The organism is Kerstersia gyiorum (genome assembly GCF_004216755.1).
GTDB classification, from domain to species: domain Bacteria; phylum Pseudomonadota; class Gammaproteobacteria; order Burkholderiales; family Burkholderiaceae_B; genus Kerstersia; species Kerstersia gyiorum.
Genome location: NZ_SGWZ01000005.1, coordinates 180516 through 205234, shown reverse-complemented (window position 1 = coordinate 205234; position 24719 = coordinate 180516). Strand labels below are relative to the sequence as shown.

The following is a 24719-nucleotide window of genomic DNA, read 5'->3' as shown; positions in this document are numbered from 1 at the left end:
TAATCTGCGTTTCTGCTTCCCAAATAAGGCAAATGCGGGGGTCAAAAGCCCCTTTATGCCTTTTGATGCTATTACTGTTGTGATCCATCTAGAAAATATTGAAAAGGTTTACCCGCCGGCACCTGGCCGGCAGACCGGCGCGGGAGGCTATCATGCCCTGCGCGGGATAAACCTGCACATTCGCCGGGGCGAGGTTTTCGGCATTATCGGGCGATCGGGCGCGGGCAAGAGCACGCTGATACGCCTGCTCAACCTGCTGGAGCGGCCCAGCGCCGGCAAGGTCATTCTTGATGGCCGTGACATTACCGATCTGCAAGGCGTGGGCCTGCGTCAGCTGCGCCAGCGTATCGGCATGGTATTCCAGCATTTCAACCTGCTGGCATCCAGCACAGTGCTGGAAAATGTCTGCTTTCCGCTGCGCCTGGCCGGCATGCCGCGGGCCGAGCGCGAACAACGTGCCGATGAAGTGCTGGCGCTGGTTGGCCTGGAAAGCCACCGCGATAAATTTCCCGCGCAGTTGTCCGGCGGACAGCGCCAGCGCGTGGGCATTGCCCGCGCATTGGCCAACCGGCCGGAACTGCTGCTGTGCGATGAAGCGACTTCTGCGCTCGACCCTGAAACCACGCAGTCCATCCTGCGGCTGCTGACGGATATCAACCGTCAGCTGGGCCTGACCATTGTCCTGATCACCCATGGCATGGATGTGATCCGGGCCGTGTGCAACCGCGTGGCGGTGCTGGAAGTTGGTCAGGTGGTCGAGCAGGGCGATGTGCTGGATGTATTCCTGCATCCCCAGCATGACGTGACGCGTTCGCTGCTGGCCGAAAGCGGCCAGGACGCCGATGGCTGGCGTGAACTGGTGCAGCAGGCTGCGGACGGTAGCCGCGTGGTGCGCCTGAGTTTCCGCGGGGACGCCACCCTGACGCCGTTCTTGAGCCAGGTCAGCCGGGAATTGGCGCTGGACCTGTCCATTCTGCAAGGGACGGTGGGCCGCATCAAGGACGAGCCCTACGGGCAACTGGTGCTGGCGGTGAATGGCGCCGAAGCCGGCTGGCACGCGCTGGCCGGCAAGCTGGAACAAACCGGGATTGAATACGAGGTGCTGCGATGAGCGGAGCGGATGTGCAAGGCTTCTGGTCATTGCTGGCTGGACTGGATTGGGAGCTGATCGGCTGGGCGACCGTCGAGACGCTCATGATGACGGGCGCATCGCTGGTCTTTACCGTACTGCTGGGCCTGCCGCTGGGCGTGCTGCTGTTCCTGCTGAGCCCGGGGCAGATGCTGGAGCAGCGCGGCACCTATCAGGTGCTGTCGCTGGTGGTGAACGTGCTGCGTTCCGTGCCGTTCCTGATCCTGCTGATCCTGATGATTCCGCTGACGCGCATCATCATGGGGTCCGCGCTGGGCGTGCCAGGAGTGATTCCGCCGCTGGTGCTCAGTGCTGCGCCGTTTTTCGGGCGGTTGGTGGAAAACGTGTTGCGTGAACTGGACCCGGGTGTGCTGGAAGCCAGCCGCTCCATGGGCGCCAACACCCGGGAAACCGTGTTCTGGGTGCTGCTGCCAGAAGCGCGTACCGGGATTGTGGCTGCCATTGTGGTGACTGCGATTACGCTGGTTGGTTACTCTGCCATGTCCGGCGTGATTGGTGGCGGCGGCCTGGGTGACCTGGCATTGCGTTTCGGCTACCAGCGCTACCAGAGCGACGTGATGTGGGCCACAGTCATCATTCTCGTTGTCCTGGTGCAGGCCATGCAGGTTTTTGGCGATGGCCTGGTGCGGCGCTTGCAGCGCCGTTGAATTTGCAAGGCTGTCTTATACGCGTACCCTTAATCTGGTTTTCAAGGAGCTTCATCATGAAATCGACCCTGATTCGTTCCGCCCTGCTGGCTGCCATTTTCTCCGTGGCTGCGGGTGCTGCCCATGCCGGCAAGCTGTCCATCGCCGCTACCCCGACGCCGCACGCCGAAGTGCTGGAATTCATCAAGCCTACCCTGGCCCAGCAAGGCGTGGACCTGGACATCAAGGTGTTCACCGATTACATCCAGCCCAACCAGCAGGTCTTCGAAAAGAACATCGACGCCAACTACTTCCAGCACAAGCCCTACCTGGACAGCTTCAACAAGGATCATGGTACCGACCTGATCTCCGTGGCGCTGGTGCACGTCGAGCCTTTTGGCGGCTATTCCAGCAAGATCAAGAGCCTGAGCGAGCTGCGTGACGGCGCCACGATCGCGTTGCCCAATGATCCGTCCAATGGCGGCCGGGCGCTGGTGCTGCTGCAGCAGCAAGGCCTGATCAAGCTGAAAGACCCGTCGAACATCCTGGCTACTGCCCGTGATGTCGTCGAGAACCCCAAGAAACTGAAGTTCCGTGAGCTGGAAGCCGCCACCCTGGCGCGTGTGCTGCCCGACGTCGATCTGGCGCTGATCAACACCAACTACGCGCTGGAAGCCGGACTGAATCCTCTTGAGGACGCCCTGTTCCTGGAAGACAAGGATTCCCCCTATGCCAACCTGGTTGCCGTGCGTCCTGAAAACGCCAGCAACCCGGATGTGGTGAAACTGGTGGAAACGTTGCAGACGCCGGAAGTGAAGGCGTTCCTGCTGGAAAAGTACAAGGGTGCGGTCGTTCCCGCATTCTGATCGCAGAGGCATGAAGGCAAGGGCCTGAAGCCAGGCCCTTGCCTCCCATGATGAAAAGGCCCGCTGGCATCATGCCAGCGGGCCTATTTGCAGCAGACGACGCAGCGCCGGCGTTCAGTCTATGGCCATGACTTCAGGGCCGTCGTTGATGGGAGCAGGCAACGACGATCCAGAGGAAGCCGCGGGTTCGGCCGTCGGTGCCGGCGTGCCTGCCGGCGGCTGCTTGTCGGCGTCGGGCGAACCATTGGCGCTATCCAGCGCGAGCGCCTCTTCCGGCGTGACGTAGTCGAACAGCTTGATGACCTGCTGCACGCCGCTCACGCGCGCAGCAGCGGCCGCCGCGTAGGCGCCTTCGGTCTGGGTGACGCGCCCCAACAGGTAGACCACGCCGCGTTCCGTCGTGCTGACGATGGTGCGCGACGGCACGCCCTTGGTGCGCAGCAGGGCCGTGCGAACCTTGGAGCCCAGCCAGTTGTCATCGGTGCGCTGGCCCAGTGTCATGGGTTCCGCGATCACCATGTAGTCGAGTACGCCGCGGACATTTTCCACCTTGCCCACGCGTTCGACGATCTTCGCCCGGGTGGCGGCGTCGGGCACTTCTCCCGTCAGCAGGACCTTGCCCATGTATACCGTGCTGACCACGCGCACGGTGTCGTTGTCGAATTCCTTGACCAGCACCTGGTCGACCTTCAGGTCGATGTTCTTGTCTTCCAGCTGCGTGCCTGCGGTGCGGCGGTCGGTGGCGACCAATGCCGTTCCTGCCGCAGCACCGCCGATGATCAGCGGCGCGCAGGCCGACAGCAGCGTGGTGCTCAGCAGGAGTGCGCAAATACTGGTACGTAGCAGTGTCTGTTTCATTCAGGGTCTCCGAGCAGCAGTGCGTCGATACCGTCGCACAGTGCATGCAGCAGCAGGATGTGGACTTCCTGGATGCGCATGGTGCGGTCATGGGGCACGCACAGGTGGACGTCTTCGGTGGACAGCAGGTCTGGCATGGAGCCGCCATCCTTGCCGGTCAGTGCGATGACGCGCATGTCGCGTTCGCGCGCCGCCTCGACGGCCAGCAGCACGTTGGCTGAATTGCCGCTGGTGGTAATGGCGACCAGCACATCACCGGGCTGGCCCAGGGCCTGCACCTGGCGTTCGAAGACATGTTCATAGCCGTAGTCGTTGCCAACCGCGGTCATGATGGAAGTATCGGTATTGAGTGCGACACCGGCCAGAGGCAGGCGTTCCCGCTCGAACCGTCCCACCAGCTCGGCGATGAAGTGCTGGGCATCGGCGGCTGAACCACCATTGCCGCAGGCCAGGATCTTGCTGTTGTTGACCAGTGCGTTGAAGAGGATATCGACGCCCAGCGCCAGCGGGTCGGTCAGCACATCCATGCTGGCCTGGGTGGCGGCGATATTGGCCTCGAAATGCGCACGGACGCGCGAGCTCATGTTCATGTGGCGACTTCCAATGCAAAAACCGGTGCGTGCGGCAGGCCACGCGCCTGGCGCGGACGATGCGGCACATCAGGGAGCCAATGTACTACAACCCGGCTGTGTCTGTTGGTGAGCATTGCGTAAAGTTTGTGCGGAAAACCACGTCAGGCATAGCTGTGGGCCGGGCTTCAGCGGAAATTGCAGCAGCCGAACAGATTGCCGCCAAGGTCGGTGACCTGGAATTGTTCGCGCATGGCTTTTCCCGGCGAAGGCAGTCCGACGGCCAGGTGCAGGGCGTCGAGGTCGAGCAGGACCCAGTCGCGATTCTTGCCATCCATCAGGCCGGTGCGCTTGAAATGATTGAGTTGGCGCGATAGCGTTTCGGGCGTGATATTGAGCTGGCGCGCCAGTGCGTGGTTTGAGACTGGAAAGTGGATGCGCCGGCTGCGTTGTTCACGGCAGAGATCCAGCAGATACATGACCAGGCGCTGGCTGGCATTGCCGACGGTGAGGTGGTCGATGCGGTTGACTGCCTGGTAGATGCGGGCGGACATCGTGGCCAGCAGATGCATGCAGAACTCGCTGTGGTGTCGTGCCAGCGCCAGCAGTCCGTCGCGGGAGAAGCGGTAGAGCGTGGCGGCGCTTTCCGCCTGCGCCGACAGCGGGTACAGGCAGGGCTCGGCGAACATGGCAGTTTCGGCAACCAGGTCGCCGCCATGGAGGATCTGGAAGACTTTCTCGTTGCCTTCGTGGTTGGGTCGGTACAGCCGTATGCTGCCTTCCTTGATCAGATAGAAGGATTCCGCCGGGCCGCCGGTATGGAAAACATGCTCGCCCGTATCGAAACGGAAGGTGGAGGCTTCTGCCGCCAGCTGCCGGCACCCTTCTTCCGCCAGTGGCCGGAACAAGGGATGGGCAGTCAGTGTGGCAAACGAGGTGTCGTCAATCAAGGCCATGTCCGTATCGCGGTGGCGAGGGCGCTGCCCGGCCTGGTTGGCGTGGCTGCGCTAGGGATGCCTGGTGGGACGTTGATTTTGGCATGAATAGCGTGGCTTGGGTAGGAAATAAGAACTATTCATTGAAAGTGATGGTTCGCCGCCAGTGCTTGTTGCCGGGGTGGCAACTTCTGCAGGCGCAGCAGGTGCCGCCTGAGCGCCATCCCGGCGGGAACGTTATCCGCATTGGTGCGAAGCGCCGCCGTGCCCATCACTGAGTGGTTCGGCGCAGCCTTCCAGACCGTCTGTGCGGGGGCGCGTCAGGATGGGCCAGAAGTACACCGCATAGGCGGAGAACACGGCCACCCAAAGCAGGCCGGACGCAGCCAGTGTCAGGTGCTGCACCAGCGGCGAGGCCGTCAGGCCGGCCCAGGCCCGCAGCAGGGCGGCAGCGCACAAGGCGATGGCGCTCAGCGGTATCCAGTGCCGTTGATCCAGCCAATGCCCGCTGTGGAAACGCCCGGCGATGCACATGACCGCGAAAATGGACAGCCCCATGCCGCCTATCATCAGCAGATGACGCCCGGCCGACAAGGCGCCCGGCAGTCCCAGCCAGTGCGCGCCCATCAGGCCGTAGCCCAGCGCCATCAGCCAGTAGCAGGCGTACAGCATCAGCGCCCAGCGGGTCAGCAAGGGCCGGCCGACATGCCAGTCGTTGAGCAGGTTCAGCATGGCGGCGCAGGCGGCCAGCGCGCACCAGCCCAGCACCGTGGGCGCGACTTGCAGGAATTCCAGCGCTGCGCACAGCGCGATGGTGAAAATGGCAAAATTGCGGCGTGGCGGCCGGGCCAGGTACAACGGTGTTTCCGGCAAGGGGTCCAGCAGCCGGCCTTCATGGATACGGCTATTGACGATGCGCATGGAAATGCGGCTGGCCGCCACAATGATCAGGGCCATCAACGCGCCGACAGCGGCATGCAGCCAGCGCATGCCATCGCCATGCATGAGCGACGCGGCAAAGAAGCCGGCCTGTAGCGGCAGCAGGCAGATCAAGCCCCAGGCAAAGCCGGACTGGCCGCGCCCGGACGCACGCAGCAGCGGCGGCAGGACCGTCGCGGCAAGCAGCAGCTCCAGGGCCAGATTGCACAGCAAGGCGGGCCACAGCCCCAGGCCGAAGGGCCAGATGGGTGCGGCCAGGTAGGCCAGCCGGGCCAGCAGCCAGAGCAGGGCCAGGGTGGCAGCCCTGGCGCGTGAGAATGCCGGTGTTTGCGTGAATTCGGGCACGGCCACCAGCAGGAAACCGGCGACGGCAGCCATGCCATAGCCGTAGATCAGCTCATGGGCATGCCAGGCCGTGCCGCCGCCGGGCATGGTCTGGCGCAGCCAGGCGAACAGCGGCAATGGGGTGGCCGATGCCAGCCAAAGAAGCAGCAGCAGGGCGCCGCTGATGGCGGTCAAAAGGAAAAACGGCCGGAAGGCGCAGGTCAGCACCGGGTGGGCCAGCATCGGCCGGAGGCAGCGGGCGAGCAGGGCCTGAGGCGGGTTCAGGCGCATGAGTGTCCCTGGTGAACGATGGGCGGCAGGTCGGTTGCGGGCTCCAGCTCGAAGCCCTGGCGAACCTCGGGCAGCTGCATCAAGGCGCCGGCGGTTTGGTAAATCCAGGCGTCGTCGCGCTGCGTGCGCGGGGTGGCGATGGCATGTGAATAAACGATGCGGCCGGGCGAAGGTGCCATCATGATGATGCGGTCGGCCAGCCGGACGGCTTCCATCAGGTCGTGGGTAATCATCAGCACCGCGCAGCCGCGTTCATCCACATATTCGCGCAGCAGCCGGTACATCTCGGTTTTCAGGCCGATATCCAGCGCCGAAAACGGTTCGTCTAGCAGCAGCAGATCCGGGTCTATGGCCAGCGCGCGGGCCAGGGCGACGCGGCTTTGCATGCCGCCGGACAGTTCGTGCGGAAACTTGCGGTAATCGTTGACCGACAGCTCCATCCGGGCGGCCAGCGCAGCGGCATGCCGCATCCTGGCGACCCGTGATACGCCACGGGCACGCAGGCCCAGCGCGATATTTTCCAGTACGCGTTTCCAGGGCAGGAGACGGGCATCCTGGAAGACGCAGCCGATGCTGATGGCACGATTGACGACCTTGCCGTGCGAGGCTTGCAGCAGGCCGGCCACGATATGCATCATCGTGCTCTTGCCGCAGCCGGATGGGCCGATCAGCGCAACGGTTTCGCTGGCCTGCATGGCGAAATCCACGCCCACCAGCGCGTCGGTGAGCGCATAGCGGTGATGGATGCCCTGCAGATGCAGCAAAGGCGCAGCGGCGGGCGGCATGGTGGTTGTTTCTGCTGGCACCTGACAGGAACAGTTCATGCTTGCGGCCTCCAGCGTTCCACCTGGCGCTTGATGGGTTCCAGCAGCAGGTATTCCACGGCCAGCAGCAGGCCCAGGATGGCGGTGATCCAGGACAGTGTTGCGACGGTATCCAGATGGGAGCGTGCGGCGGCCAGTGCCGCGCCAACGCCGTCGGACGAACTCAGCAGCTCTGCCATCACCACGACTTTCCAGGAGGAGCCCAGCGCCGTGATCCAGGCAGGGAACAGGTAGGACAGCATGTGCGGCAGGTACAGATCGGTGAGCATCATGTGCCAGGGCATGCGATAGGCCCGTGCCATGTCCTTCAGTTCATTGCCCAAGGTGCGCGCGCCCTGCATGGCGGCGGCGAACACGATGGGCACGCAGGCGATGAACACCGTGAAAATAGGGGTGAGGTCGCCGCTGCCGAACCACAGCATGGCCAGCACCAGCCAGGCGATGGGCGGCATGCCGACCAGTAGCGTGATCAGCGGCCGCGAGGCCATGGCGGCGGTCATGGACAACCCGGCCAGCAGACCCAGCAGGCTGCCCGCCACCAGGGCCAGCGCGAAGCCTGCCATGGCGCGGCGCGCCGAGATGGCCAGTGTTTCCCAAGCCGGAAAAGTATCCAGCAGCCGGGCCAGCGAGGCCAGCACTGCACCCGGCGTGGGCAGGATCAGGGGGCCATAGGCCAGCGCTGCCCATTCCCAGGCGGCGGCGAACAGGCACAGGCTGGCGATGGCGCCCCAGCCACTCCAGAGATAGGCCAGCACAGCGGCCAGCAGACGGCGGAATAGAGTCATGACGTGGACGGCCTGTTGACGCTAAGGAAAGCCTGGCATGTAGGGGTCTGACATGAAAACATGGACACAGGGGTGGCGCAGGGAAAATACGGGGCAGGGAAGTCAACCTGCCATGTCACCAGATCGGGCATGCAAAGCCAATGATAATTATCATTGGCCGGGCCGTGGCCGACTATTTTTTGCGGGGCCCGGGCAGGGCTGCTGGATGCGAGCGGCCTTGTTCACGTATCCCGGACGATGGGCCTGCCCCTTGTCGCATGGCCATACAAGCCGGTCATATGGCAGGCCCCATCCCGAGGACGTCCGGCATGCCAGGGCGGTGGCCAGGCGGCATGGCGCCCGGCTGGGTGTCAGTACTGCGCCCGAGTTTGGATGGGGGGTTTACGGCGTGTAATAGAAGCCGTCGTCGGGCAATTTGCCGCCCACCATTTGCGGATTCTGTTCCAGCAGCGCCTGGTAAAAGAACTCCAGTTCCGGGCGCGCCTGGGCGGCGCTGGTCAGATAGCCGGGGGTATGGCGCAGGGCGTCCGCGACGGCATCGGCGCGCAGCAGGTCGATATACTTTTCCGCCAGCTCGCCGCAGGCGTCCGGGTTGGCGATGCACCAGGCGTGCGAATCGGCATGGGCGGCGTTAAAACGCGTCAGCAGGGCCGGGTCCTGCGCGGCCTGGCCCAGCACGGCGATACCGGCTTGCGGAATACGGGGTTCGCGATGCAACAGCCGGCCCCATTCCTGCTGCAAATCCACGCTGCGGTACAGGTCGGGCGCAATGACATTGGCAGGAAAAGACTGCGACTTCGCCAGCACCATGGAAACGGCAGGCTCGGCCAGCAGTGCATGATCGACCCGGCGAGTGATCAGCAATTGCGCTGCATCCATGGGCGAGGCCACATAACGCAGCTTGAAATCGCGCTGCGGGTCCAGCCCCTGCGCGCGTGCCAGGAGCTGGAACAGGATATCGGGCATGTCGGCGCGAAACGGCATGGCGATTTCTTCGCCCTTGAAGTCTGCCAGCGTATGGCGGCCTGGCGTGCGCGACACCAGCGCCAGCATGCCCCAGACGGACACATTCAGCAGTTGCAGCGGCACGCCGCGGTTATACAGATTGGCCGCCACATTGGAAGGCGCCGCAATGAAATCCGCGCTTTGCTCGATGGCGATGACACGCAGCTGGTCGGGATCGCGCCAGGGCTTGAACACCAGTTTTTCGGCAACATCGGCCAGCGGATTGGTTTCCAGCATGTGCAGCAACGGCAGGGTGACAGTCGCGGGCGGGCCGGAGAGGGTCAGGATAGGGTAGCGGGCAGGTGCAGCGGCTTCCGAGGCATGAGTATGCCAGGGCAGTGCTGTCGCAGCAGGCGCCAATGCCAGGGACAGCAGCAAACGGCGGCGTTGCGGGTGTGGAAACGGGCGATGCATGATGTCTGGATGGAAAGCCTTGATGCGTCGCAGTGTGGCGCGTCATGGCGTGAAAGACAATGACAATTATCATTCCCGCTGTCGTGGGTGCTGTTGGGTGTGCAGTCGAAGGCCGGTTTGCCAGGCCTGCCAGGGCTCAGAAGATGTACTTGAAATTGAGCGATGCTTCGCTTTGGCGATATTGATAGTGGATGATGTTGCTATCGTTGATGAGCCTTTTGAAGCGGATTTCCGGATAAATGCTGCCGATGCGCCAGCGTGGCATGCCCAGCGTGGCGATCAGCATTTTCTGAATGTCCTTGCGCGGGTTGTCCGACAGGAAGGTGCGCTCGTCATAGCGGCTGTCACGATAGAGCGCCATGGCATTGAGGTAAAAGCCGCTGTCGAAATATTTGAACAGGCCGATGCGCCAGGCCTGGTCCTTGCTGCTGGCGGCCGCCCAGGGGTAGCGGCGGCGGGTCCAATCGACCCCTGCGAACAGGGACCCCGTGGCAGACAATTGAAAGCTGGCTCCCAGGCCGGCCGAGGACTGCGTGTAGTCCGAGAAGTACAACTTTTCCGCGTCCGAGTAATGGTAGCGCTTGCTGTTGGCCTGGGCATTCAGTGTCCAGCGGCGGTTCAGGTCATGCGACAAACTGAGTTCCAGGCCGGGTGTTGTGTAATGGGTGTGCGTGCCCCGGTAATAGTGCTCGAAGTAGGGGGAGACGGAAAACTCCGTGCTGGCGTTTTTGTAGTTGTAGCCGGCATAGAGCACGGTGGTGTTGTCGCTGCTGTCCTTGAGAAAAGTACTTTGGTTGTCTTCTTTGTGATATCGGGTGCCGTAGAGCAGCGGGCGGAGCAGCAGGTTGTGATGGCCGCCCAGCGCAATGCGTTTCTGCAGGGAAAGCTGGTAGTTCAGGAAGGACGACGCCACCGGTGCGGGCAGGGACTCGGTGACGAAGCATTGCTGCAGGATCTGGACGACGCAGCGTTGCGCACCATTGGCCTGGTTGATGTTGTTGCTGTAGCCGCCACCGATGCTGAGTGAGCCGTGCCAGCGGTTGCGTTGAGCGACGGCGGCAATGTAGGTGTCGATGGTGCTGCGGGTTTCAGGCGGAATGTCCTCGGCCCTCACGGCTTCGAATTGTTCGATGGCTTCGTGGCTCTGATAGTCCTCGGCATAAAGCCGCGCAAGTTCCAGGCGGATACGGGTGTCGCCGGGGGCGGCAAGCTTGGCGCGCCGCAGGCGCTCCAGCGCAGTTGCGGTATCGCCTCGTGCACGGGCATGCAGGCCTTCGGCCAGCAGGATCACTTCTGTCCGGCTGGCTGCCAACAGACGGTACTTCGAAAGGAATTCCTCGACTTTATCCCACTGCTGCAGGTTGATGGCATAGAAGATACCCAATGCCAGGCCGGCGGCATCTTCTGCGACACGATATTCCTGGCCTTCGATGACCAGGCGTCTTTCCCCTGCCGGCGTATCGGCGTGCACCCAGTCCCGTTGCTGTTCGACACGCAGTTGCTGTTGCGTGGTGTTCAGCAGGAAGCGGGTATCGTCGTCGTCGGCGCAGGCGGAAAAATAAGGGCAGGCGAGAATGCAGGCCAGGAACAGCTTGGGGAGCGGACGGGTCATCAGCGAGGCAAAGAGGGCGGCTGCGGCGGGTGCCGCTTTCCTGAGTCGGGACAGGCCCCGCCATGTTGGTGGGACCTGTGTGGCTTGGGCAGGCCCGGTTTATTGGACCCTGTTGCCGCCGAAGGCGACATCATCGGCAGGGTTGCTGGTGCCGCGGGTGGCATAGCCTGCCAACGCGTCGGCATTAGGCCCGAAGAATTGGCCGGAAATGATCCGGTTGCCGGCGGCGTCCTTGAAGAAAGTCCCGTCGTTGTTGTCGATGGTGACGTTATCGAATGCGACCACATCGCTGGTGTTGGACACCCGGGTCAGTGCGCCATTCAGGCTGCCCTTGTCTTGATTGCCGAAGGTGGCGTTCAGCTGCCCCTGGAAGAAATCATTCTGGCCGGGAACGTGCTGATTGACCCCCAGTACGGCATAGCTTGCGGTGCTGAGGTGCTTGGTGTTGCCCGTTGCGTTTTCACCGACGTACCACACCGTGTGGTCTGCCGTATTCAGGTTGAGATTGGTATCGGAGCCCGTGCTGGGGTTGCCCGCACGCGGCCCCCATTCGCCGAAATAGACGGCCGTGCCTGCAGGCAGGTTGGGAACCTCGGCGATCACCAGACCGCCGAATTTCGGTGCGGCTGGCAGGGCCGGGTTGGCGATCTGGCGGATGCTGTACACCCCGAAGATGGCCGTTTGTTGTCCTGCCACGGCTTCATTCGGGCTGCGCTGTTCGTACCAGATCTGGCCCAGGGTCGGGTTGGTGAACAGGCCGGCGACGGCGTTGACATCCTTGAGCGTCAGGTACTTCGGGTTGGCCAATCCGTCCACGCTGGCACTCAGCGAGCTATTGATGGGCGCGTTGCTGTACTTCTTGGCAATGTGATAAATCGGGCCGTCTTTCAGGTTGATGACCAGTGAAGATCCATTGAGCGAGAGCCCCGGCTTATTGGCGCCGAAGGGGAGTGCGGTCGAGGCTTGCGGGGCAACATGGGCGGCATTGCTGGTGCCACCGGTGACCGCCGCATGGGCAGGCACAAAGGCACCGAGCAGAACGACGGACAGGATGGTTTTGGACATCATGACAGGCTTCCTTGTGAGAGTGGGTAAGCATCCGGTTTTGCGTTTGAAAACCGGCAAAAGGCGGTTCAGAACAGGGCTTGCATGCCCAGCATGACGGTGCGGCCAGGACCAGGCGCAGCGACGTTGGACATCGGGTCCAGGTAGTAGCGGTTGGTCAGGTTGGTGACACTGGCATTGACCGACAGGGTGTCGTTGATCCGATAACGGCCATAGGCATCCAGCAGCAGCGTGGGACGCCAGTGGTAAGGCTTGCCAGTGAAGGTGAAGATGTCGGCCAGCCCCTGTTGCAGCAGGCGGTCGTACTGGCTGGTTTTGACATCGCTGTGATAAATGCCGCGCACGCCCAGTTCAAGCTTGCGATCCAGCAGGCGCGTACCCAGATCCACATTGATCGAATACTTGGGCTGCTGGGACTGGTAGAAACGCGTGACGCCAAATCCGCCCTCTATGCATTCGGGAATACGGCGCAGGTACATATCAAAGGCAAATGCGGTATCGGCATCGCAGGTGACATTTTTCAGGCGGTAGGTGACACCGGCAGAAGCAAAGAAGCCGCCAGTGTCGATACGGCTTTGAAACTCCAGCCCTTTGACAATCTTCTTGTCATATTGCGTGATGCGCCGCGCCTCGGTCGTATCAATGACATTTCTGATCGTATTGCTGAAGTAGCTCAGGCGGATGTCGCCATAATCCAGCTTGTCCCAGTACGGGGTGAAATCGAAGGCATAGCCTATTTCCCAGTTCTGGCTGCGTTCCGGCTTGAGGTCGAAGCCAGGCGCAGTAGGCATGCTGACCAGCCCGTCGATGGCAGTGGACGTGGCCTCGTAAATACTCGGAAAACGCGTCATTTCCGCATAGCGGGCAAACAGGCGTTGTTGTGGGCTGAGCGAAACGGTCAGCGCCAGCATGGGTGCCCAGGCATCGCCTTTCAGTTTTTCTGGCCGGGCCCACTTCTGGTCGTCGGTGATGGGTCGGGTGATGGCTTTCAACGCTCCGGAGTGAGCTCCGTTAGGGTCGAACTCCCCTGCGGCGGTCGTGACTTGGCGGGTAGTGCTAGGGAGCAGCTTCCATTCTTCGTAGGTGATGGATACAGGCTGTTGGCCGCCCATCAGGTATTTGTAGTATTCGCCTTCCGTTGCCTGAGGCGTGCTGACTTTCTCATCGAACATGCCTGGCGTCAAAGTTGACGCCGAACTATCCGGTTTCCCGTTGCGAAATGGAATGATGATGTCGGGGCGGAACTGGTAGTAAATCGTCTGTCCGTTCTGCGAGCTTGACCGGACGGAAGAAGTACTTGCCCCATATTGCTTGTAGAACGCATTATGTGACTCCTGAAGGCGTTGGGCGGCTGCGGGATCGCCTAAAGGGCTATCTTTTCCGATAGTGTTCGCCCATTGGTCAAAGAGATCCATATGGTTTTCATAATCCGCCTTGAACTCCGCAGAGCCGATTTCCCAATACGGCAGGGAGTAGGCGTCGATATATTCGTTGAAGCCCCCGCCCCAGGCGAACTGTTCGTTGCGTTGTTGCCGTTCTTCGGACATTGCCGTGTCTTCGCCCTTGAAGCGGGTATAGCGCACGCCAGCCTGGACATTGAGCCAGGAAACTGGCTGCCAGTCCGTCGTCATGGTCATGCCCCATTCCTGCCTTTTGCCGCTGCGCGGCCCGGCAAGTTTGGCCAGTCCGGTGACAGTGCCGTAGATGTTGAAAAGGTCGTCACTGTTGATGATGGTGCTTTCTTCCCCGAGTTTCTCGCGCTGGATGTCTGCGCCCAGGGTCAAATTGAAGTTGGGCGCCAACTTGAAGCGATTGCTGAGATTGGCGCCGTTGCGCGTCACCTGGGTGGTTTGCTGTGCGCCGGAAATGATCTTCTTGCCTTCGGTGCCGAAGATGGCATCGGATTCAGCGATGATTTCGTCCAGCGTGGTGCTTTTGTCGAAGCCCCACATATCGCCCAGTTCTTCGCAAGTAGATTCCGCCATACTCCATGGCGTCGTATTGCGTACATTGCACCAGTACCAGGCATCGTGCATGGTGTCGGGCGTATTGACCGCCAGGGACATGCCGCCACTCTGATGACGGACGCTGTCGGTTTTGACGCGCCAGAGACTGGCCTCAAGATCTACCCAGCGGTTGTCTTCGGGTTTGAATTCGTACCCTAGCTTCCAGGTATCCGAGCGGATCTTGGAGTCAATGTTCTGGGTTTGTGGCGGTTTGGGCTGGTCGATGAAGTCAGGGTTCAACTCATAGAAATTCAGCGCCCAGGTGGACTGGAATGGATTGATCTCGCCGAATCGCACATCCGTGCGCATGTATTGCAGGCTGAGTTTCTGGTTGTCGCCGAAGTGCCAGTTGTTCTTGGCCAGCAGTGTTTCGGTACGGGTATTGCTGTTGAAGACTTCTGCACCGGCCGGATACATCTCTCCCATGTTGGGGACAAAGGCCGCTGAACTTTTGCAGTCGATACCGCAGTTGTCCATGTCGTAGATCGGATTGTCCAGATAATCGTCCACGCCATTCTTGCCGGCGAAATAATTGCCCTTGTTGCGGTAGGCGTAACTCAGCAGACCATCGGTGATGTCCGTCTGGAATGCTGCTGTAAGCATGGCCGACTTGTCGCCACCGAAACGCCAATTGTCGGCGCTGCCCTTGTCTCTGGGGGCTTCGACGTCATCCATGAGCAAGGCGTAAGGGCTGAGCTCACCGTTCTGGAAACCGCCACCGGCGCCATCGGCGGTGCCGCCGACGCGGCGATAGTCCTTGCCCAGGAATTGGTCAAGCTTGTTCTGTGGCTTGATCGTATTGTTTGCACCTTCCAGCTTGAGCTGCAGTGCCCAGGTGTCGCCGTTCTTGACGATGTCACTGGCTTCAATGGTGCGAATGGCGATGGAGCCGCCGACGCCCGGCTTCATGTTGCGGCTGAGATCCGGGCTCTTATCGACGGCGATGCTGCGGAACAGGGCGGGATCGACGTAGTTGCGGTCACCGACGCCATAGTTGTTCTGCCAGACATCCACGGTTTGTTCCGTGCCGTCTATGGTGACGGGGATGCGTCCCTTTCCGGAAATGCCGCGGATATTCGGCGTGATGGCGCCTCCCGCGGTGCGGGTGTTCATGTTGTAAACGCCGTTGAGGCCCTTGAGCACGTCTCCAGCCGCGTCGATGCGGTAGCGTTCGATTTCTTCCTTGCCCATGTAAACGTTCGAGACGTTCTTGTGGAAGACATCGTCCGCGCCCTTTTCGTCGTCCGTGCGTTCGGGGGCGACGACTTCGACAGCATGTAGCTGGGTAACGCCGTCCGAGGGTTCCTGGTGATCCTGATGGGGCTGAATGGGCTTTTCGGGCGCCGGTGGCGGATTGTGCTGTTCAGCCGTCTGGATTTCCGCAGCCAATGGCTGGGCGGAAACGGCTGGCAAACCACCGGATACGCAGCCGAGGCCGGCAATGAGAAGGGCCAGGAGTTTGGGCGGGGAGCAATGTTCTGAAGACATGTTCTATCTGGTGTTGTCCCGCGATGATTGGAAGTCGATCAAACGGGCGCGGAATCGGGGGGTGTGGCGGGAGCGTGGAAAAGCGGTCACCACCACGCCCAAGCTTTCAAATCAGGCAATTCCCAATCGGAGAATGAGTGCAATTCTCAAATCTGTTACGGTTCTGGCCGATGATTTTTGTCAATTTCCGGAAAATATTGTCGTGTTCGTGGCGCGCGTAATGGTTCAGGTCCATGAACCTGAGTGCCGGTGGACATGCCTGGGGGCTGCGCTTGCACTAGGAGTCAGCTGAGGAAGGCGCTTTTCAGCCAGTGGATGGTGTGGCCGTCCACAGCCAGCACATCAAAGCGGCAGCCTGGTTCACGGCCAGGGAAATGAGCGCGTCTGATCTGCGGGAGAAACCACGCTGCGGTGGCCAGCAGACGCCTTTGCTTGCCAGCATCCACGCTGGCCGCCGCGCCGCCATGGCGGCTATGACTGCGCTGGCGGACTTCCACGAAGACCAGTTCCTGGCCGTCGCGCATGACGAGGTCGATTTCTCCGGCGCGGCATTGCAGGTTGCGCGCCAGCAGTACCAGCCCGGCCGCTTGCAGGTGTGCCAGGGCGCGGTCTTCCGCGCGGTTGCCGCGCTGGCGGGCGGGGCTGCCGTGCCGGGCATGGCGTGGCGCCGGGGGCGGCGTGGGGTCCGAGATGGCCTCAAGGCGTGCAGCGTGTTGCCGTGCCAGCCGCCGCTTGCGGTTGCGCCGCGCACGGCCCTGGGCTTTCTCCAGCTGTTGCCAGAGCGGCGCATACGCAGCATCGCTGAAAATAGTATCCTCGCGGGATGAACGAGACATCCGATATTTCCCTATCCGCGCCTTCGGCCTGGCTGCGTGCCGCCGAGAAGGTGATGGCGCAGCATTGGCCTGCTTCCGCCCTGTACGTGGTGGCCACGCCCATCGGTAATCTGGGCGATTTGAGCGTGCGGGCCTGGCAGACGCTGGCCAAGGTCGATGTGGTGGCGGCCGAGGATACCCGCGTGACCCGCACCCTGTTTGACGCCTGGGGCCTGTCCACGCCCCTGATGGCGGCGCATCGCCACAATGAAGCCAGCGCTGCACAGGATATTCTGGAACGCTTGGCGGCCGGGCAGCGGGTTGCCCTGGTATCCGATGCGGGTGCGCCAGCGGTCAGCGACCCCGGCGCGCGCGTGGTGCGGGCCGTGCGGGAAGCGGGTTATCAGGTGGTGCCGGTGCCGGGCCCGAGCGCAGTGATTGCCGCCTTGATGGCCAGCGGCGCGACGTCGGATGAAAACCCGGCGTTTGCTTTCGCCGGCTTTGCCCCGCACAAAAGCATGGCGCGCCAGCGCTGGCTGCGCCGCTGGGCCGCACTGGCCGCGCCCGTGGTGTTTTTCGAGTCGCCGCACCGGCTCAAGGCGACCCTGGCCGATGTGCTGGAGATCGCCGGCCCGCAACGGCGGGTAACGATTGCCCGCGAATTGAGCAAGCGTTTCGAGGAAGTGGCGACGGTGCCGGCTGCCGATGCACAGGCCTGGCTGGAAGCCCAGCCGCATCGCGGCCAGGGTGAGTTCGTGCTGATCCTGCATGAAAGTGCGGCAGCCACTGTGGATGACGACGACGAGGCGGCCGAGGCGGGCGACCCTGCCCTGGATACGCTGCTGGATGCATTGCTGGAGAGCCTGTCGCTGCGCGACGCGGTGAAGGTGGCGCAGAAGGTGACAGGGGGCGACCGCGACGCGATTTATCGTCGCGCCTTGCAGCGCAAGAACGAAGCGGATTGAGGCCATGGCGCGAGTGTGACGCGCTCCGGGTGGCCAGGGAAGCCGGCAAGTGCCGGAATTGTCCACCCTGGCCTGCGCTCAGGCTTCGATTTCGATGACGGTGCCGTTGGGAACCAGGGACCAGATTTCCCGCATGTCGTTGTTGCTGACGCCGATGCAGCCGTCCGTCCAGTCCCACCAATGATGAATGGGGCCGAGAGCGCCCCAGCCGTTGGGCAGGCCGTGGATCATGATATCGCCGCCAGGCGGGTAGCCAGCGGCAGCCGCAGCCTGGCGATCCTGTGCGTTGGGGTAGGAAATGTGCAGGCTCAGGTAAGCGCGCGAGCGCGGGTTGCGCCAGTCGATCACATATCTGCCTTCTGGCGTGCGCTGGTCGCCTTCCTGCTGCTTGTGTCCGGCGTCAGGCGCGCCGCCAAGCGCGATGCGGTAGCTGGCGAGCAAGGTAGCGCCCTGCCAGAGCTCCAGGCGCCTGGCGGACTTATAGACACGTACCAGATCGGCTTTCGGAGTGCCTTGTTCGGCAACAGGGGGCATGCCGGGCGCGACCCGGCCCATGATGCGCGTATAGCCGAATGCGGCCAGCACCAGCAGGGCGATCAGGATCAGGCAGGGCAACAGGCGTTGCCGGAACCGGCGTACGGGCTTCATGGGCGGCCGGCTCAGGGCTGCAGGGCAATGGAGGGTGAAATGCCCAGCTGGCGGCCGATACGGCTGGCTGCGTCTTCCGCGCTGCTGCGGTCGGGGTAGGGGCCCAGCCGGACACGGTAGATGCCATTGCCGCCTTGTTCCAGCCTCAGGCGGGGGTCATCGTCGAGTTCGCTGCGCATGTGTGCCAGGAAGGCATTGGCGTTGTCTGCCGAGCCGAAAGCGCCCAGTTGCAGGAAGATGCCAGGCATGGCGGCAGAAATTGCCGGCGTGGATGGTGACGGGCTGGCAGGTACGGCGGCGGCTACCGCGGCGGGTGACGGGCCTGAGGGTTGCGGTACCCGGTTGCCCCGGATGTCATCCGGGCTGATCCATTCGACGATCACTTCGCCACTGCCGGGGGCGATGATGTCCAGCCGGTGGGCGGCGGCGTAGGAAAGGTCGATGATGCGGCCATCATGGAAGGGGCCGCGGTCGTTGATGCGGACAATGACGCTGCGGCCATTGGCAGTGCGGGTCACCTTCGCGTAGCTGGGAATGGGCAGCGTGGGGTGCGCGGCCGTCATCTTGTACATGTCGTAGGTTTCGCCGTTGGACGTCGGCTGGCCATGAAATTTCTTGCCATACCACGAGGCAGTGCCACGGTTACGGTAGGCGCGACCGCTGGTGTCCGGTACGTACTTCTTGCCGAAAACGCTATAGGGCCGGTTCGGGCCGCTGGCATACGGTTCCACGCGCGGCACGGCATCCGGGACCTTGTCCAGATCGGCAGGTACGCGGGCATGCGGGCCATCATCCTTGTAGTAGCCGCCGCGCTTGGGGGAACCGCCGCAGGCGGCCAGCAGCAATACCAGCAGCATGGCCAGTGCCATCCAGGCCCAGCGGCGGGCCGGACGCGGCGTCAGGAACGAGGAGCCGGATGTCTGGCCTGGTGAGCAGGCGCCAGGCAGGATGATGGACGACCGGTACATCATGCGCGCGGAATATGGATGGGCGAGCGGTGGCGTACCAGCAAGGGGGAATGCGAAGCGAAGCGCCGGGCCAGTTGTTCGACGACATACACGGAACGGTGCTGGCCCCCGGTACAGCCGACCGCAACCGTCAGGTAGCTGCGGGTGTCCTGCATGTAGCGGGGCAGCCACTTGCGCACCAGGCCATAGATGTCGTCGATCATTTCGCCAACCTGGGCGTAGCCTTCCAGCCATTTGGCCACGGGTGCATCCTTGCCGGTCAGCGGCCGCAATGCCGCGTCGTAGTGCGGATTGGGCAGGCAGCGGGCATCGAAGACCAGATCGGCGTCACTGGGTACGCCGATCTTGTAGGCGAAGGATTCGAAAGTCAGCAGCAGCGGCAGGCGTTCGACCTGCACGACCTGGCCTATCCAGTGGCGTAGTTGCGCGGGGCTGAGATAGGAGGTGTCGATGATGTGTTCCTGCTCGCGCAATGGCGCCAGCAGTTCACGTTCCTGCTGGATGCATTCCGTCAGGGTGAGCGTTTTGCCGTAGGCCGACAGCCTGTCGGTCAGCGGGTGGCGCCGGCGCGATTCCGAGTAGCGCTGCACCAGCGCTTCGGTGCTGGCATCCAGGAAGATCACGCGCAAGGGGATGCCCATGGCGCGGATGGCGGTAAGCACCTGCGGCAGGTCTTCGATTTCACCAGGCGTGCGTGCGTCGATGGCGACGGCGGCATGGCTGGGAGGCTGTGAATTCAGGTCGACGCAGAAATCCTGCAGATAACGGATGGGCAGGTTGTCGATACAGGTGTAGCCTGAATCCTCCAGCATGCGCAGCGCGACGGATTTGCCGGAGCCGGATATGCCGGTGATGATGACGATATCCTGAACCGCGTGATTCATGGCTTGTCGATTCCCTGCATGATGGCCTGGGATTGACGGCTCATGAACTCTCCCAGTGTATCTATGCCGCGCAGTTTGAGGATGGTATTGCGCACGGCGGCCTCGACCAAAACGGCCAGGTTGCGGCCAGCCGCAACCTGCAGCATGACTTTGCGTATGGGCAGGCCGAGCACATCCTGGCTGAGGTCCTGCAGCGGCAGTCGCTCGAATTTTTCCGTAGCGCTGGAACGCACCAGGTGGACGATGAGCTTGAGCGGCATTTTGCGCCGCACCGAGGTTTCGCCGAAGATAGTGCGGATATCCAGCAGGCCCAGGCCGCGTACTTCCAGCAGGTTCTGCAACAGCGGTGGGCAATAGCCTTCCACCAGGGTGGGCGCGGTGCGGGCGAAATCGACGGCATCGTCGGCCACCAGGCCATGGCCCCGGGAAATCAGTTCCAGTGCCAGTTCGCTTTTGCCCAGCCCGGATTCTCCGGTGATCAGCACGCCCAGCCCCAGTACGTCCATGAACACGCCATGCACCGTCGTGGTGGGTGCCATGCGCTTGCCGATGTAATTGCGCAGCAGGTCGATGACACGGGCTGCGGGCATGGGGGTGGCCAGCAGCGGCACCTGCTGGCTTTCGCAGGCCTGGATCAGGTCTGGCGGAGTGCGGCTGATGGCGTCTTCGGCGAGGATCATGGCCGGTACGCCGGCCGCCAGCAGTTCGGCCAGATGTTGGCCGCGGCGGCGCCGCTCCAGGCGGCAGTAGAAGTCAATTTCCTGATCGCCGAAGACCTGGATGCGTCCAGGGTGTATCAGGTTCAGGTGGCCGATGAGATCGGCGGCGGAATCGCCGTCATTGGGGATCTCGCGATCGGCGGCGGCCTCGCTGGCGATCCAGGTAAACGGGACGAGGGGGGCGTTGTCCTCGACCAGGTTGCGGATCGTCACCATGGCGGACGACCCTATTCCCCGGACGCCCCGGAAGGCGCGTATTGGGTCAGGAGTTGATGCACGATGCCCGGGTCTGTTTCCGTCATCAGGCGCTCGCGCAAGGACTTGTCGGAAAGCAGTTGTGCCAGTTCGGCCAGGATGTCCAGGTGCTGCTGGGTGGCGGTTTCCGGCACCAGCAGGAACATCAGCAGGCTGACGGGCTGGCCGTCGGGGGCATCGAAGGGAATGGGTTGCGCCAGGCGATAGAACGCGGAGAGCGCGTGCGTCAGGCCCTTGACGCGGCCATGGGGAACGGCAACGCCGTGGCCGAGTGCGGTGGAACCCAGCCGTTCCCGGGAGAACAGGCTGTCAAACACGGTGGAGCGAGCCAGGCCGTGATGGTTTTCAAATAGCAGGCCGGCCTGCTCGAATGCCCGTTTCTTGCTGGTGACGGGCAGGTCGAGCACGACATTGCCGGCAGGCAGAATGCGCGACAAATGGTTCATGGTTTCGCATTATAGGGACTTATGCCGCAATGCAAAAATCTTTTCGCTTGTGCGGGGGCCGGAAATGCATACCGCCCGGCTGAGCGGGCGGTATGCGGGTGTTGCCTTGTTATTCAATGACCTGGCGCTTGGCGGATTCGTGGGCGTGGTCACGGACACGATTCTTGTGGTCGGTGACTTGCCTGTCGAGCTTGTCGGCCAGCAGGTCGATGGCGGCGTAGAGGGTTTCCTCAACGGCTTCGCTGTGCAGGTCCTTGCCGGGTACGCGGACCGTGACTTCGGCCTTGTGGCGCAGCTTCTCGACCGACAGGATGACCTGGGCGTCTATGACGCTGTCGAATCGGCCCAGGGCGCGGGAGAGCTTGGATGTGACGTAGTCGCGGATGGCAGGGGTGACTTCCAGGTGGTGACCGCTGATATTCAGATTCATATTGCTCCCTCCGGGGTGATGAACCCGGGGCGCCTGCCAGATGGCCTGAGCCCCGGTGCCTGACGGGATATTTTCCCGTCGTATGTTCCCAGTGTATCGGGATGAGCGCCGAAAGCAAGCCCGCCGGCAGGGTGATTGTCACTGTCCATGAGGCAGGACAAACCCGGGTGTGAATTGTCCTTGAAATGTCGCGGCCACGGCGCGCAGCGCCTGGCTACATGCGGAAATGCTCACCCAGGTAGACGCGCCGTACTGCCGGATCGCCAACGATTTCGTCGGGGTGGCCGTCGGTCAGTACCTTGCCTTCGCTGATGATGTAGGCGCGGTCGCAGATGCCCAGGGTTTCACGCACATTGTGATCGGTAATGAGCACACCTATGCCTCGCCCCTTGAGAAAACGCACGATGCGCTGGATTTCGATCACGGCGATCGGGTCGACGCCGGCAAAGGGCTCGTCGAGCAGGATGAAGCGTGGCCGAGTGGCCAGCGCCCGGGCGATTTCCACGCGGCGGCGTTCGCCGCCAGACAGCGAAATCGCCATGCTTTCGCGGATATGGTCGATCTGCAATTCATCCAGCAGGCCTTCGAGCTGTTCGTCGACAGCCTGCTTGGGCAGGGTTTTGCCATTGGCGTCGATCTGCAGTTCCAGGACGGCACGGATATTCTGCTCTACCGTCAGGCGGCGGAAGACGGAAGCGTCCTGCGGCAGGTAGGACAGGCCCAGGCGCGCGCGGCGGTGGATGGGCAGCGCCGTGGCGTCACGGCCGTCGATCTCGATGCGGCCGGCGTCGGCCGGTACCAGGCCGACGATCATGTAGAAGCTGGTGGTTTTGCCTGCCCCGTTGGGGCCCAGCAGGCCGACGACTTCGCCGCTGTCGACGGAGACGGAAACGTCCTGGACCACGGTGCGCTTGTTGTAGGTCTTGCGCAGGCCGGTGGCGCGCAGGCTGCCGGGAGTTTTGCTGCCCAGCGCGGAGGAAGAGATATTTGCCATCGTGAGCCTTATTCCTGCTTGGCGGCGGGGCGGCCAAGACACTCGGCTGCGGCAGCCTCGGTCTTGTTGCGCGGCTGGGCCACGGAGCGGACGCGGCCGGATTCGCTGCTGGCCGAATAGGTGTCGTTCTTTTGGTTGTAGACAATGCGGTCGCCGTGGATGCGGTCGTAGGGCTTGCCGCAGATCATGCGTACGATGCTGGCATTGCCGTTGAGGACGATGGTTTCCGCCTTGCTGTCGTAGTCGGCGCGCTGCCCGCGCGCCTCGAAGATCTCTGCATTTTCCGGGCGTTCCTGGCGGATGCGCACCTGTTTGCCGGTGTTGGCCGTGGCCGTGCCGTACTGGAAGCCGTCCTTGTCTTCGCGCATTTCCAGGCGATCGGCATTGAGCGTCATCATGCCGCGCGTCATGATGACGTCGCCGGTGAAGATGCTGCTGCGGTTGAGGTCGTCATACTCCAGCGACACGGACAGGATTTGCGTGCTGGGGTCGGCTGCGTCCGCTTGCTGGGCCTGCGCAGTGCCGCACAGCAGCGCCGCGCAGGCGCTCAACAGGAGGATGGGACGGGCAAGAAAGAATGGAGTCATGGCTGTCGTGAACTAGGGGATCGGAGCGCAGGCTGGTTTTCGCCGTCGATATGGACTTGCGTGGAAGACTGGACCTTCAACTGCCGGGTGGAATTGTCATAGCGCATACCAGTGCCTTGCATGCGTGATTTCCCATGGGTGACGGTGGCAGGCTGGTCCGTATAGGCCAGGTCGTCGTCTGGCAGGATGATGATTTCTTCGCTGCGCACTTCCAGTTCGGGGCGGTCTGCATCTGCTTTCCGGAGCAGCCGCGCCTGGCCTTGCAGGGTGATGCGCTTGCCGTCCTGATCCAGGATGCCGGTATTGGCGGTGCCTATGGTAACCGGATTGGCGGCTTGCTGGCTGATGGCGCGCGGTGCGTCCACGGCATAGGAGTCGTCATCCGGGAAATGTTCCATGCGGCGGCCTTCCAGCCGGCTGGTGGGGCGTCCGTCCGGGCTGGTCTGCATGAGTGCGAATTCCTCTGCCCAGGCGTCGGGTTCGTGGGTCATGCGTGGCGGCGGGTCGATGGGAATCGAACGCTGCGCATAATCGGCCGCCCACCAGGTGCCGGCTACCAGTGCCAGCAGCAGGATCAGGGCAGTGAGAGAGGGCATGCGGTCGCGCATGGGAGCCTCGCTACTGGACGACGGGCGCGCCTGCGCCGCCGGATTGCACGCGTTGCCCCAGCTTGCCTTGCGCCGCGAGGATCAGGTCGCTGCATTCACGCACGGCGCCATGGCCGCCTTTCAGGCCGGATATCCAATGGGCGGCCTGGCGTACATAGGCGGGCGCATTGGGAACGCTGGCGGCCAGGCCGGCACGCAGCATGGCCGGCACGTCGATCAGGTCGTCGCCCATGAAGGCGGTCTGCGACAGCAGGAGGCCATGTTCGCGGGCCAGTTCCTGCAGGGCGCCGCATTTGTCGCGCACCCCCTGCAGGACGATACCTATGCCCAGGTCGGCTGCGCGCCGTTCCAGGATCAGGCCTTTGCGGCCGGTGACCAGTGCGACGACGATGCCGTTGTCGCGCAGCATTTGCAGGCCGTAGCCATCCAGGACATTGAAGCGTTTGAGCGCTTCGCCCTGTTCGCCGTAGATCAGGCTGCCATCGGTCAGTACGCCATCCACATCCAGCGCCAGCAGGCGCACGGCAGCGGCGCGCTCGCGGGTCGTTTCGGGCAGGCCCGACAGGACGAGCGCGTCGATGGGGTGCGGCGTGGAACTGAGGGAGGATGGCGTAGTCATTGGTTTCCTTGGTGCGGCAGGGAT

At 62.7% G+C, this 24719-nt stretch carries 26 protein-coding genes; 5 read left to right on the top strand and 21 right to left on the bottom strand.

Features of this window, described 5'->3' with window-relative positions; all coding sequences use genetic code 11:
• Positions 1-79 precede the first annotated feature (79 nt).
• The 3 genes from EV679_RS14820 to EV679_RS14810 are packed head-to-tail and all read left to right on the top strand — an operon-like array spanning position 80 to position 2642.
• Positions 80-1111, top strand: coding sequence for a methionine ABC transporter ATP-binding protein (locus EV679_RS14820; RefSeq protein ID WP_130487620.1), 1032 nt, complete (start codon positions 80-82; stop codon positions 1109-1111).
• Positions 1108-1797, top strand: a complete 690-nt coding sequence (locus EV679_RS14815; RefSeq protein ID WP_130487619.1) for a methionine ABC transporter permease — start codon at positions 1108-1110, stop codon at positions 1795-1797. Before EV679_RS14820 ends, EV679_RS14815 begins: the two co-directional genes overlap by 4 nt.
• Positions 1798-1853: 56 nt before the next feature.
• Positions 1854-2642: a MetQ/NlpA family ABC transporter substrate-binding protein gene (locus EV679_RS14810; protein WP_068371481.1), complete on the top strand. Its 789-nt coding sequence runs from the start codon at positions 1854-1856 to the stop codon at positions 2640-2642.
• A 114-nt stretch (positions 2643-2756) separates the two neighbouring features.
• Here EV679_RS14810 and EV679_RS14805 read toward each other — a convergent pair whose 3' ends face one another.
• From EV679_RS14805 to EV679_RS14760, 10 genes are all read right to left on the bottom strand, one after another.
• On the bottom strand, positions 2757-3500 hold the full coding sequence (locus tag EV679_RS14805; protein WP_068371478.1) for a BON domain-containing protein: 744 nt from the start codon (positions 3498-3500) through the stop codon (positions 2757-2759).
• On the bottom strand, positions 3497-4090 hold the full coding sequence (locus tag EV679_RS14800) for a phosphoheptose isomerase (RefSeq protein WP_130487618.1): 594 nt from the start codon (positions 4088-4090) through the stop codon (positions 3497-3499). The genes EV679_RS14805 and EV679_RS14800 overlap by 4 nt, the downstream gene beginning before the upstream one ends.
• A 167-nt stretch (positions 4091-4257) precedes the next feature.
• Complete coding sequence (locus EV679_RS14795) at positions 4258-5025, bottom strand: Crp/Fnr family transcriptional regulator (RefSeq protein WP_130487617.1); 768 nt, start codon at positions 5023-5025, stop codon at positions 4258-4260.
• A 216-nt stretch (positions 5026-5241) separates the two neighbouring features.
• Positions 5242-6558, bottom strand: coding sequence for an NnrS family protein (locus tag EV679_RS14790; protein ID WP_130487616.1), 1317 nt, complete (start codon positions 6556-6558; stop codon positions 5242-5244).
• Positions 6549-7382 (bottom strand): ABC transporter ATP-binding protein, encoded by an 834-nt coding sequence (locus EV679_RS14785; protein WP_207224944.1) that lies wholly within the window; start codon positions 7380-7382, stop codon positions 6549-6551. Before EV679_RS14785 ends, EV679_RS14790 begins: the two co-directional genes overlap by 10 nt.
• On the bottom strand, positions 7379-8167 hold the full coding sequence (locus tag EV679_RS14780) for an ABC transporter permease (protein WP_130487615.1): 789 nt from the start codon (positions 8165-8167) through the stop codon (positions 7379-7381). Before EV679_RS14780 ends, EV679_RS14785 begins: the two co-directional genes overlap by 4 nt.
• Positions 8168-8548: 381 nt before the next feature.
• Positions 8549-9586, bottom strand: coding sequence for an ABC transporter substrate-binding protein (locus EV679_RS14775; protein ID WP_130487614.1), 1038 nt, complete (start codon positions 9584-9586; stop codon positions 8549-8551).
• 136 nt (positions 9587-9722) lie between these two features.
• On the bottom strand, positions 9723-11198 hold the full coding sequence (locus EV679_RS14770) for a surface lipoprotein assembly modifier (protein WP_130487613.1): 1476 nt from the start codon (positions 11196-11198) through the stop codon (positions 9723-9725).
• A gap of 99 nt (positions 11199-11297) precedes the next feature.
• Positions 11298-12266 carry a Slam-dependent surface lipoprotein gene (locus EV679_RS14765; protein WP_130487612.1) on the bottom strand — a complete coding sequence of 323 codons (969 nt, stop codon included), beginning with the start codon at positions 12264-12266 and terminating at the stop codon, positions 11298-11300.
• A 65-nt stretch (positions 12267-12331) separates the two neighbouring features.
• A complete protein-coding gene (locus tag EV679_RS14760; RefSeq protein WP_130487611.1) occupies positions 12332-15757 on the bottom strand; it encodes a TonB-dependent receptor domain-containing protein in 3426 nt (1141 codons plus the stop codon).
• Here EV679_RS14760 and EV679_RS14755 point away from each other — a divergent pair.
• A complete protein-coding gene (locus EV679_RS14755) occupies positions 15756-16049 on the top strand; it encodes a hypothetical protein (protein ID WP_083969603.1) in 294 nt (97 codons plus the stop codon). The two genes, EV679_RS14760 and EV679_RS14755, sit on opposite strands and share 2 nt — an antisense overlap.
• On the opposite strand, the gene EV679_RS14750 is transcribed toward EV679_RS14755, so the two are convergent.
• Positions 16042-16593 (bottom strand): YraN family protein, encoded by a 552-nt coding sequence (locus EV679_RS14750; RefSeq protein WP_083969610.1) that lies wholly within the window; start codon positions 16591-16593, stop codon positions 16042-16044. The two genes, EV679_RS14755 and EV679_RS14750, sit on opposite strands and share 8 nt — an antisense overlap.
• Here EV679_RS14750 and rsmI point away from each other — a divergent pair.
• Entirely contained in the window at positions 16581-17537 is a 957-nt protein-coding gene (rsmI, locus tag EV679_RS14745; RefSeq protein ID WP_130487610.1) for a 16S rRNA (cytidine(1402)-2'-O)-methyltransferase, read from the top strand. The genes EV679_RS14750 and rsmI overlap by 13 nt on opposite strands.
• A 78-nt stretch (positions 17538-17615) precedes the next feature.
• Here rsmI and EV679_RS14740 read toward each other — a convergent pair whose 3' ends face one another.
• The 10 genes from EV679_RS14740 to EV679_RS14695 all read right to left on the bottom strand — a co-directional run bounded on the left by EV679_RS14740 (position 17616) and on the right by EV679_RS14695 (position 24695).
• Entirely contained in the window at positions 17616-18185 is a 570-nt protein-coding gene (locus EV679_RS14740; RefSeq protein WP_068371456.1) for a L,D-transpeptidase family protein, read from the bottom strand.
• Positions 18186-18196: 11 nt separating this feature from the next.
• Positions 18197-19054 carry a septal ring lytic transglycosylase RlpA family protein gene (locus tag EV679_RS14735; RefSeq protein WP_068371609.1) on the bottom strand — a complete coding sequence of 286 codons (858 nt, stop codon included), beginning with the start codon at positions 19052-19054 and terminating at the stop codon, positions 18197-18199.
• Positions 19055-19152: 98 nt separating this feature from the next.
• Positions 19153-20037, bottom strand: coding sequence for an RNase adapter RapZ (gene rapZ / locus EV679_RS14730; protein ID WP_068371453.1), 885 nt, complete (start codon positions 20035-20037; stop codon positions 19153-19155).
• Entirely contained in the window at positions 20034-20972 is a 939-nt protein-coding gene (gene hprK / locus EV679_RS14725) for an HPr(Ser) kinase/phosphatase (RefSeq protein ID WP_068371450.1), read from the bottom strand. Before hprK ends, rapZ begins: the two co-directional genes overlap by 4 nt.
• A gap of 11 nt (positions 20973-20983) precedes the next feature.
• Positions 20984-21457 carry a PTS sugar transporter subunit IIA gene (locus EV679_RS14720; protein WP_068371447.1) on the bottom strand — a complete coding sequence of 158 codons (474 nt, stop codon included), beginning with the start codon at positions 21455-21457 and terminating at the stop codon, positions 20984-20986.
• 109 nt (positions 21458-21566) lie between these two features.
• On the bottom strand, positions 21567-21887 hold the full coding sequence (gene hpf / locus EV679_RS14715) for a ribosome hibernation-promoting factor, HPF/YfiA family (RefSeq protein ID WP_068371443.1): 321 nt from the start codon (positions 21885-21887) through the stop codon (positions 21567-21569).
• 214 nt (positions 21888-22101) lie between these two features.
• Complete coding sequence (gene lptB, locus EV679_RS14710; RefSeq protein WP_068371434.1) at positions 22102-22881, bottom strand: LPS export ABC transporter ATP-binding protein; 780 nt, start codon at positions 22879-22881, stop codon at positions 22102-22104.
• Positions 22882-22889: 8 nt separating this feature from the next.
• Positions 22890-23468, bottom strand: a complete 579-nt coding sequence (gene lptA / locus EV679_RS14705) for a lipopolysaccharide transport periplasmic protein LptA (RefSeq protein ID WP_068371433.1) — start codon at positions 23466-23468, stop codon at positions 22890-22892.
• On the bottom strand, positions 23465-24064 hold the full coding sequence (lptC, locus tag EV679_RS14700) for an LPS export ABC transporter periplasmic protein LptC (RefSeq protein ID WP_242611504.1): 600 nt from the start codon (positions 24062-24064) through the stop codon (positions 23465-23467). Before lptC ends, lptA begins: the two co-directional genes overlap by 4 nt.
• 22 nt (positions 24065-24086) lie before the next feature.
• Positions 24087-24695 carry a KdsC family phosphatase gene (locus EV679_RS14695; protein ID WP_068371424.1) on the bottom strand — a complete coding sequence of 203 codons (609 nt, stop codon included), beginning with the start codon at positions 24693-24695 and terminating at the stop codon, positions 24087-24089.
• Positions 24696-24719: the final 24 nt, after the last annotated feature.

Bases quoted from the DNA above. Each gene is read 5' to 3' on its own strand.
- EV679_RS14740 (WP_068371456.1), bottom strand. From the start codon at position 18,185: ATGAAGCCCGTACGCCGGTTCCGGCAACGCCTGTTGCCCTGCCTGATC.
- hpf (WP_068371443.1), bottom strand. From the start codon at position 21,887: ATGAATCTGAATATCAGCGGTCACCACCTGGAAGTCACCCCTGCCATC.
- EV679_RS14735 (WP_068371609.1), bottom strand. From the start codon at position 19,054: ATGGCACTGGCCATGCTGCTGGTATTGCTGCTGGCCGCCTGCGGCGGT.
- lptA (WP_068371433.1), bottom strand. From the start codon at position 23,468: ATGACTCCATTCTTTCTTGCCCGTCCCATCCTCCTGTTGAGCGCCTGC.
- EV679_RS14765 (WP_130487612.1), bottom strand. From the start codon at position 12,266: ATGATGTCCAAAACCATCCTGTCCGTCGTTCTGCTCGGTGCCTTTGTG.
- EV679_RS14770 (WP_130487613.1), bottom strand. From the start codon at position 11,198: ATGACCCGTCCGCTCCCCAAGCTGTTCCTGGCCTGCATTCTCGCCTGC.
- EV679_RS14815 (WP_130487619.1), top strand. From the start codon at position 1,108: ATGAGCGGAGCGGATGTGCAAGGCTTCTGGTCATTGCTGGCTGGACTG.
- lptB (WP_068371434.1), bottom strand. From the start codon at position 22,881: ATGGCAAATATCTCTTCCTCCGCGCTGGGCAGCAAAACTCCCGGCAGC.
- EV679_RS14780 (WP_130487615.1), bottom strand. From the start codon at position 8,167: ATGACTCTATTCCGCCGTCTGCTGGCCGCTGTGCTGGCCTATCTCTGG.
- rsmI (WP_130487610.1), top strand. From the start codon at position 16,581: ATGAACGAGACATCCGATATTTCCCTATCCGCGCCTTCGGCCTGGCTG.
- hprK (WP_068371450.1), bottom strand. From the start codon at position 20,972: ATGGTGACGATCCGCAACCTGGTCGAGGACAACGCCCCCCTCGTCCCG.
- rapZ (WP_068371453.1), bottom strand. From the start codon at position 20,037: ATGAATCACGCGGTTCAGGATATCGTCATCATCACCGGCATATCCGGC.
- EV679_RS14695 (WP_068371424.1), bottom strand. From the start codon at position 24,695: ATGACTACGCCATCCTCCCTCAGTTCCACGCCGCACCCCATCGACGCG.
- EV679_RS14750 (WP_083969610.1), bottom strand. From the start codon at position 16,593: ATGTCTCGTTCATCCCGCGAGGATACTATTTTCAGCGATGCTGCGTAT.
- lptC (WP_242611504.1), bottom strand. From the start codon at position 24,064: ATGCCCTCTCTCACTGCCCTGATCCTGCTGCTGGCACTGGTAGCCGGC.
- EV679_RS14805 (WP_068371478.1), bottom strand. From the start codon at position 3,500: ATGAAACAGACACTGCTACGTACCAGTATTTGCGCACTCCTGCTGAGC.
- EV679_RS14795 (WP_130487617.1), bottom strand. From the start codon at position 5,025: ATGGCCTTGATTGACGACACCTCGTTTGCCACACTGACTGCCCATCCC.
- EV679_RS14810 (WP_068371481.1), top strand. From the start codon at position 1,854: ATGAAATCGACCCTGATTCGTTCCGCCCTGCTGGCTGCCATTTTCTCC.
- EV679_RS14720 (WP_068371447.1), bottom strand. From the start codon at position 21,457: ATGAACCATTTGTCGCGCATTCTGCCTGCCGGCAATGTCGTGCTCGAC.
- EV679_RS14790 (WP_130487616.1), bottom strand. From the start codon at position 6,558: ATGCGCCTGAACCCGCCTCAGGCCCTGCTCGCCCGCTGCCTCCGGCCG.
- EV679_RS14785 (WP_207224944.1), bottom strand. From the start codon at position 7,382: ATGAACTGTTCCTGTCAGGTGCCAGCAGAAACAACCACCATGCCGCCC.
- EV679_RS14760 (WP_130487611.1), bottom strand. From the start codon at position 15,757: ATGTCTTCAGAACATTGCTCCCCGCCCAAACTCCTGGCCCTTCTCATT.
- EV679_RS14800 (WP_130487618.1), bottom strand. From the start codon at position 4,090: ATGAACATGAGCTCGCGCGTCCGTGCGCATTTCGAGGCCAATATCGCC.
- EV679_RS14755 (WP_083969603.1), top strand. From the start codon at position 15,756: ATGTTCTATCTGGTGTTGTCCCGCGATGATTGGAAGTCGATCAAACGG.
- EV679_RS14775 (WP_130487614.1), bottom strand. From the start codon at position 9,586: ATGCATCGCCCGTTTCCACACCCGCAACGCCGCCGTTTGCTGCTGTCC.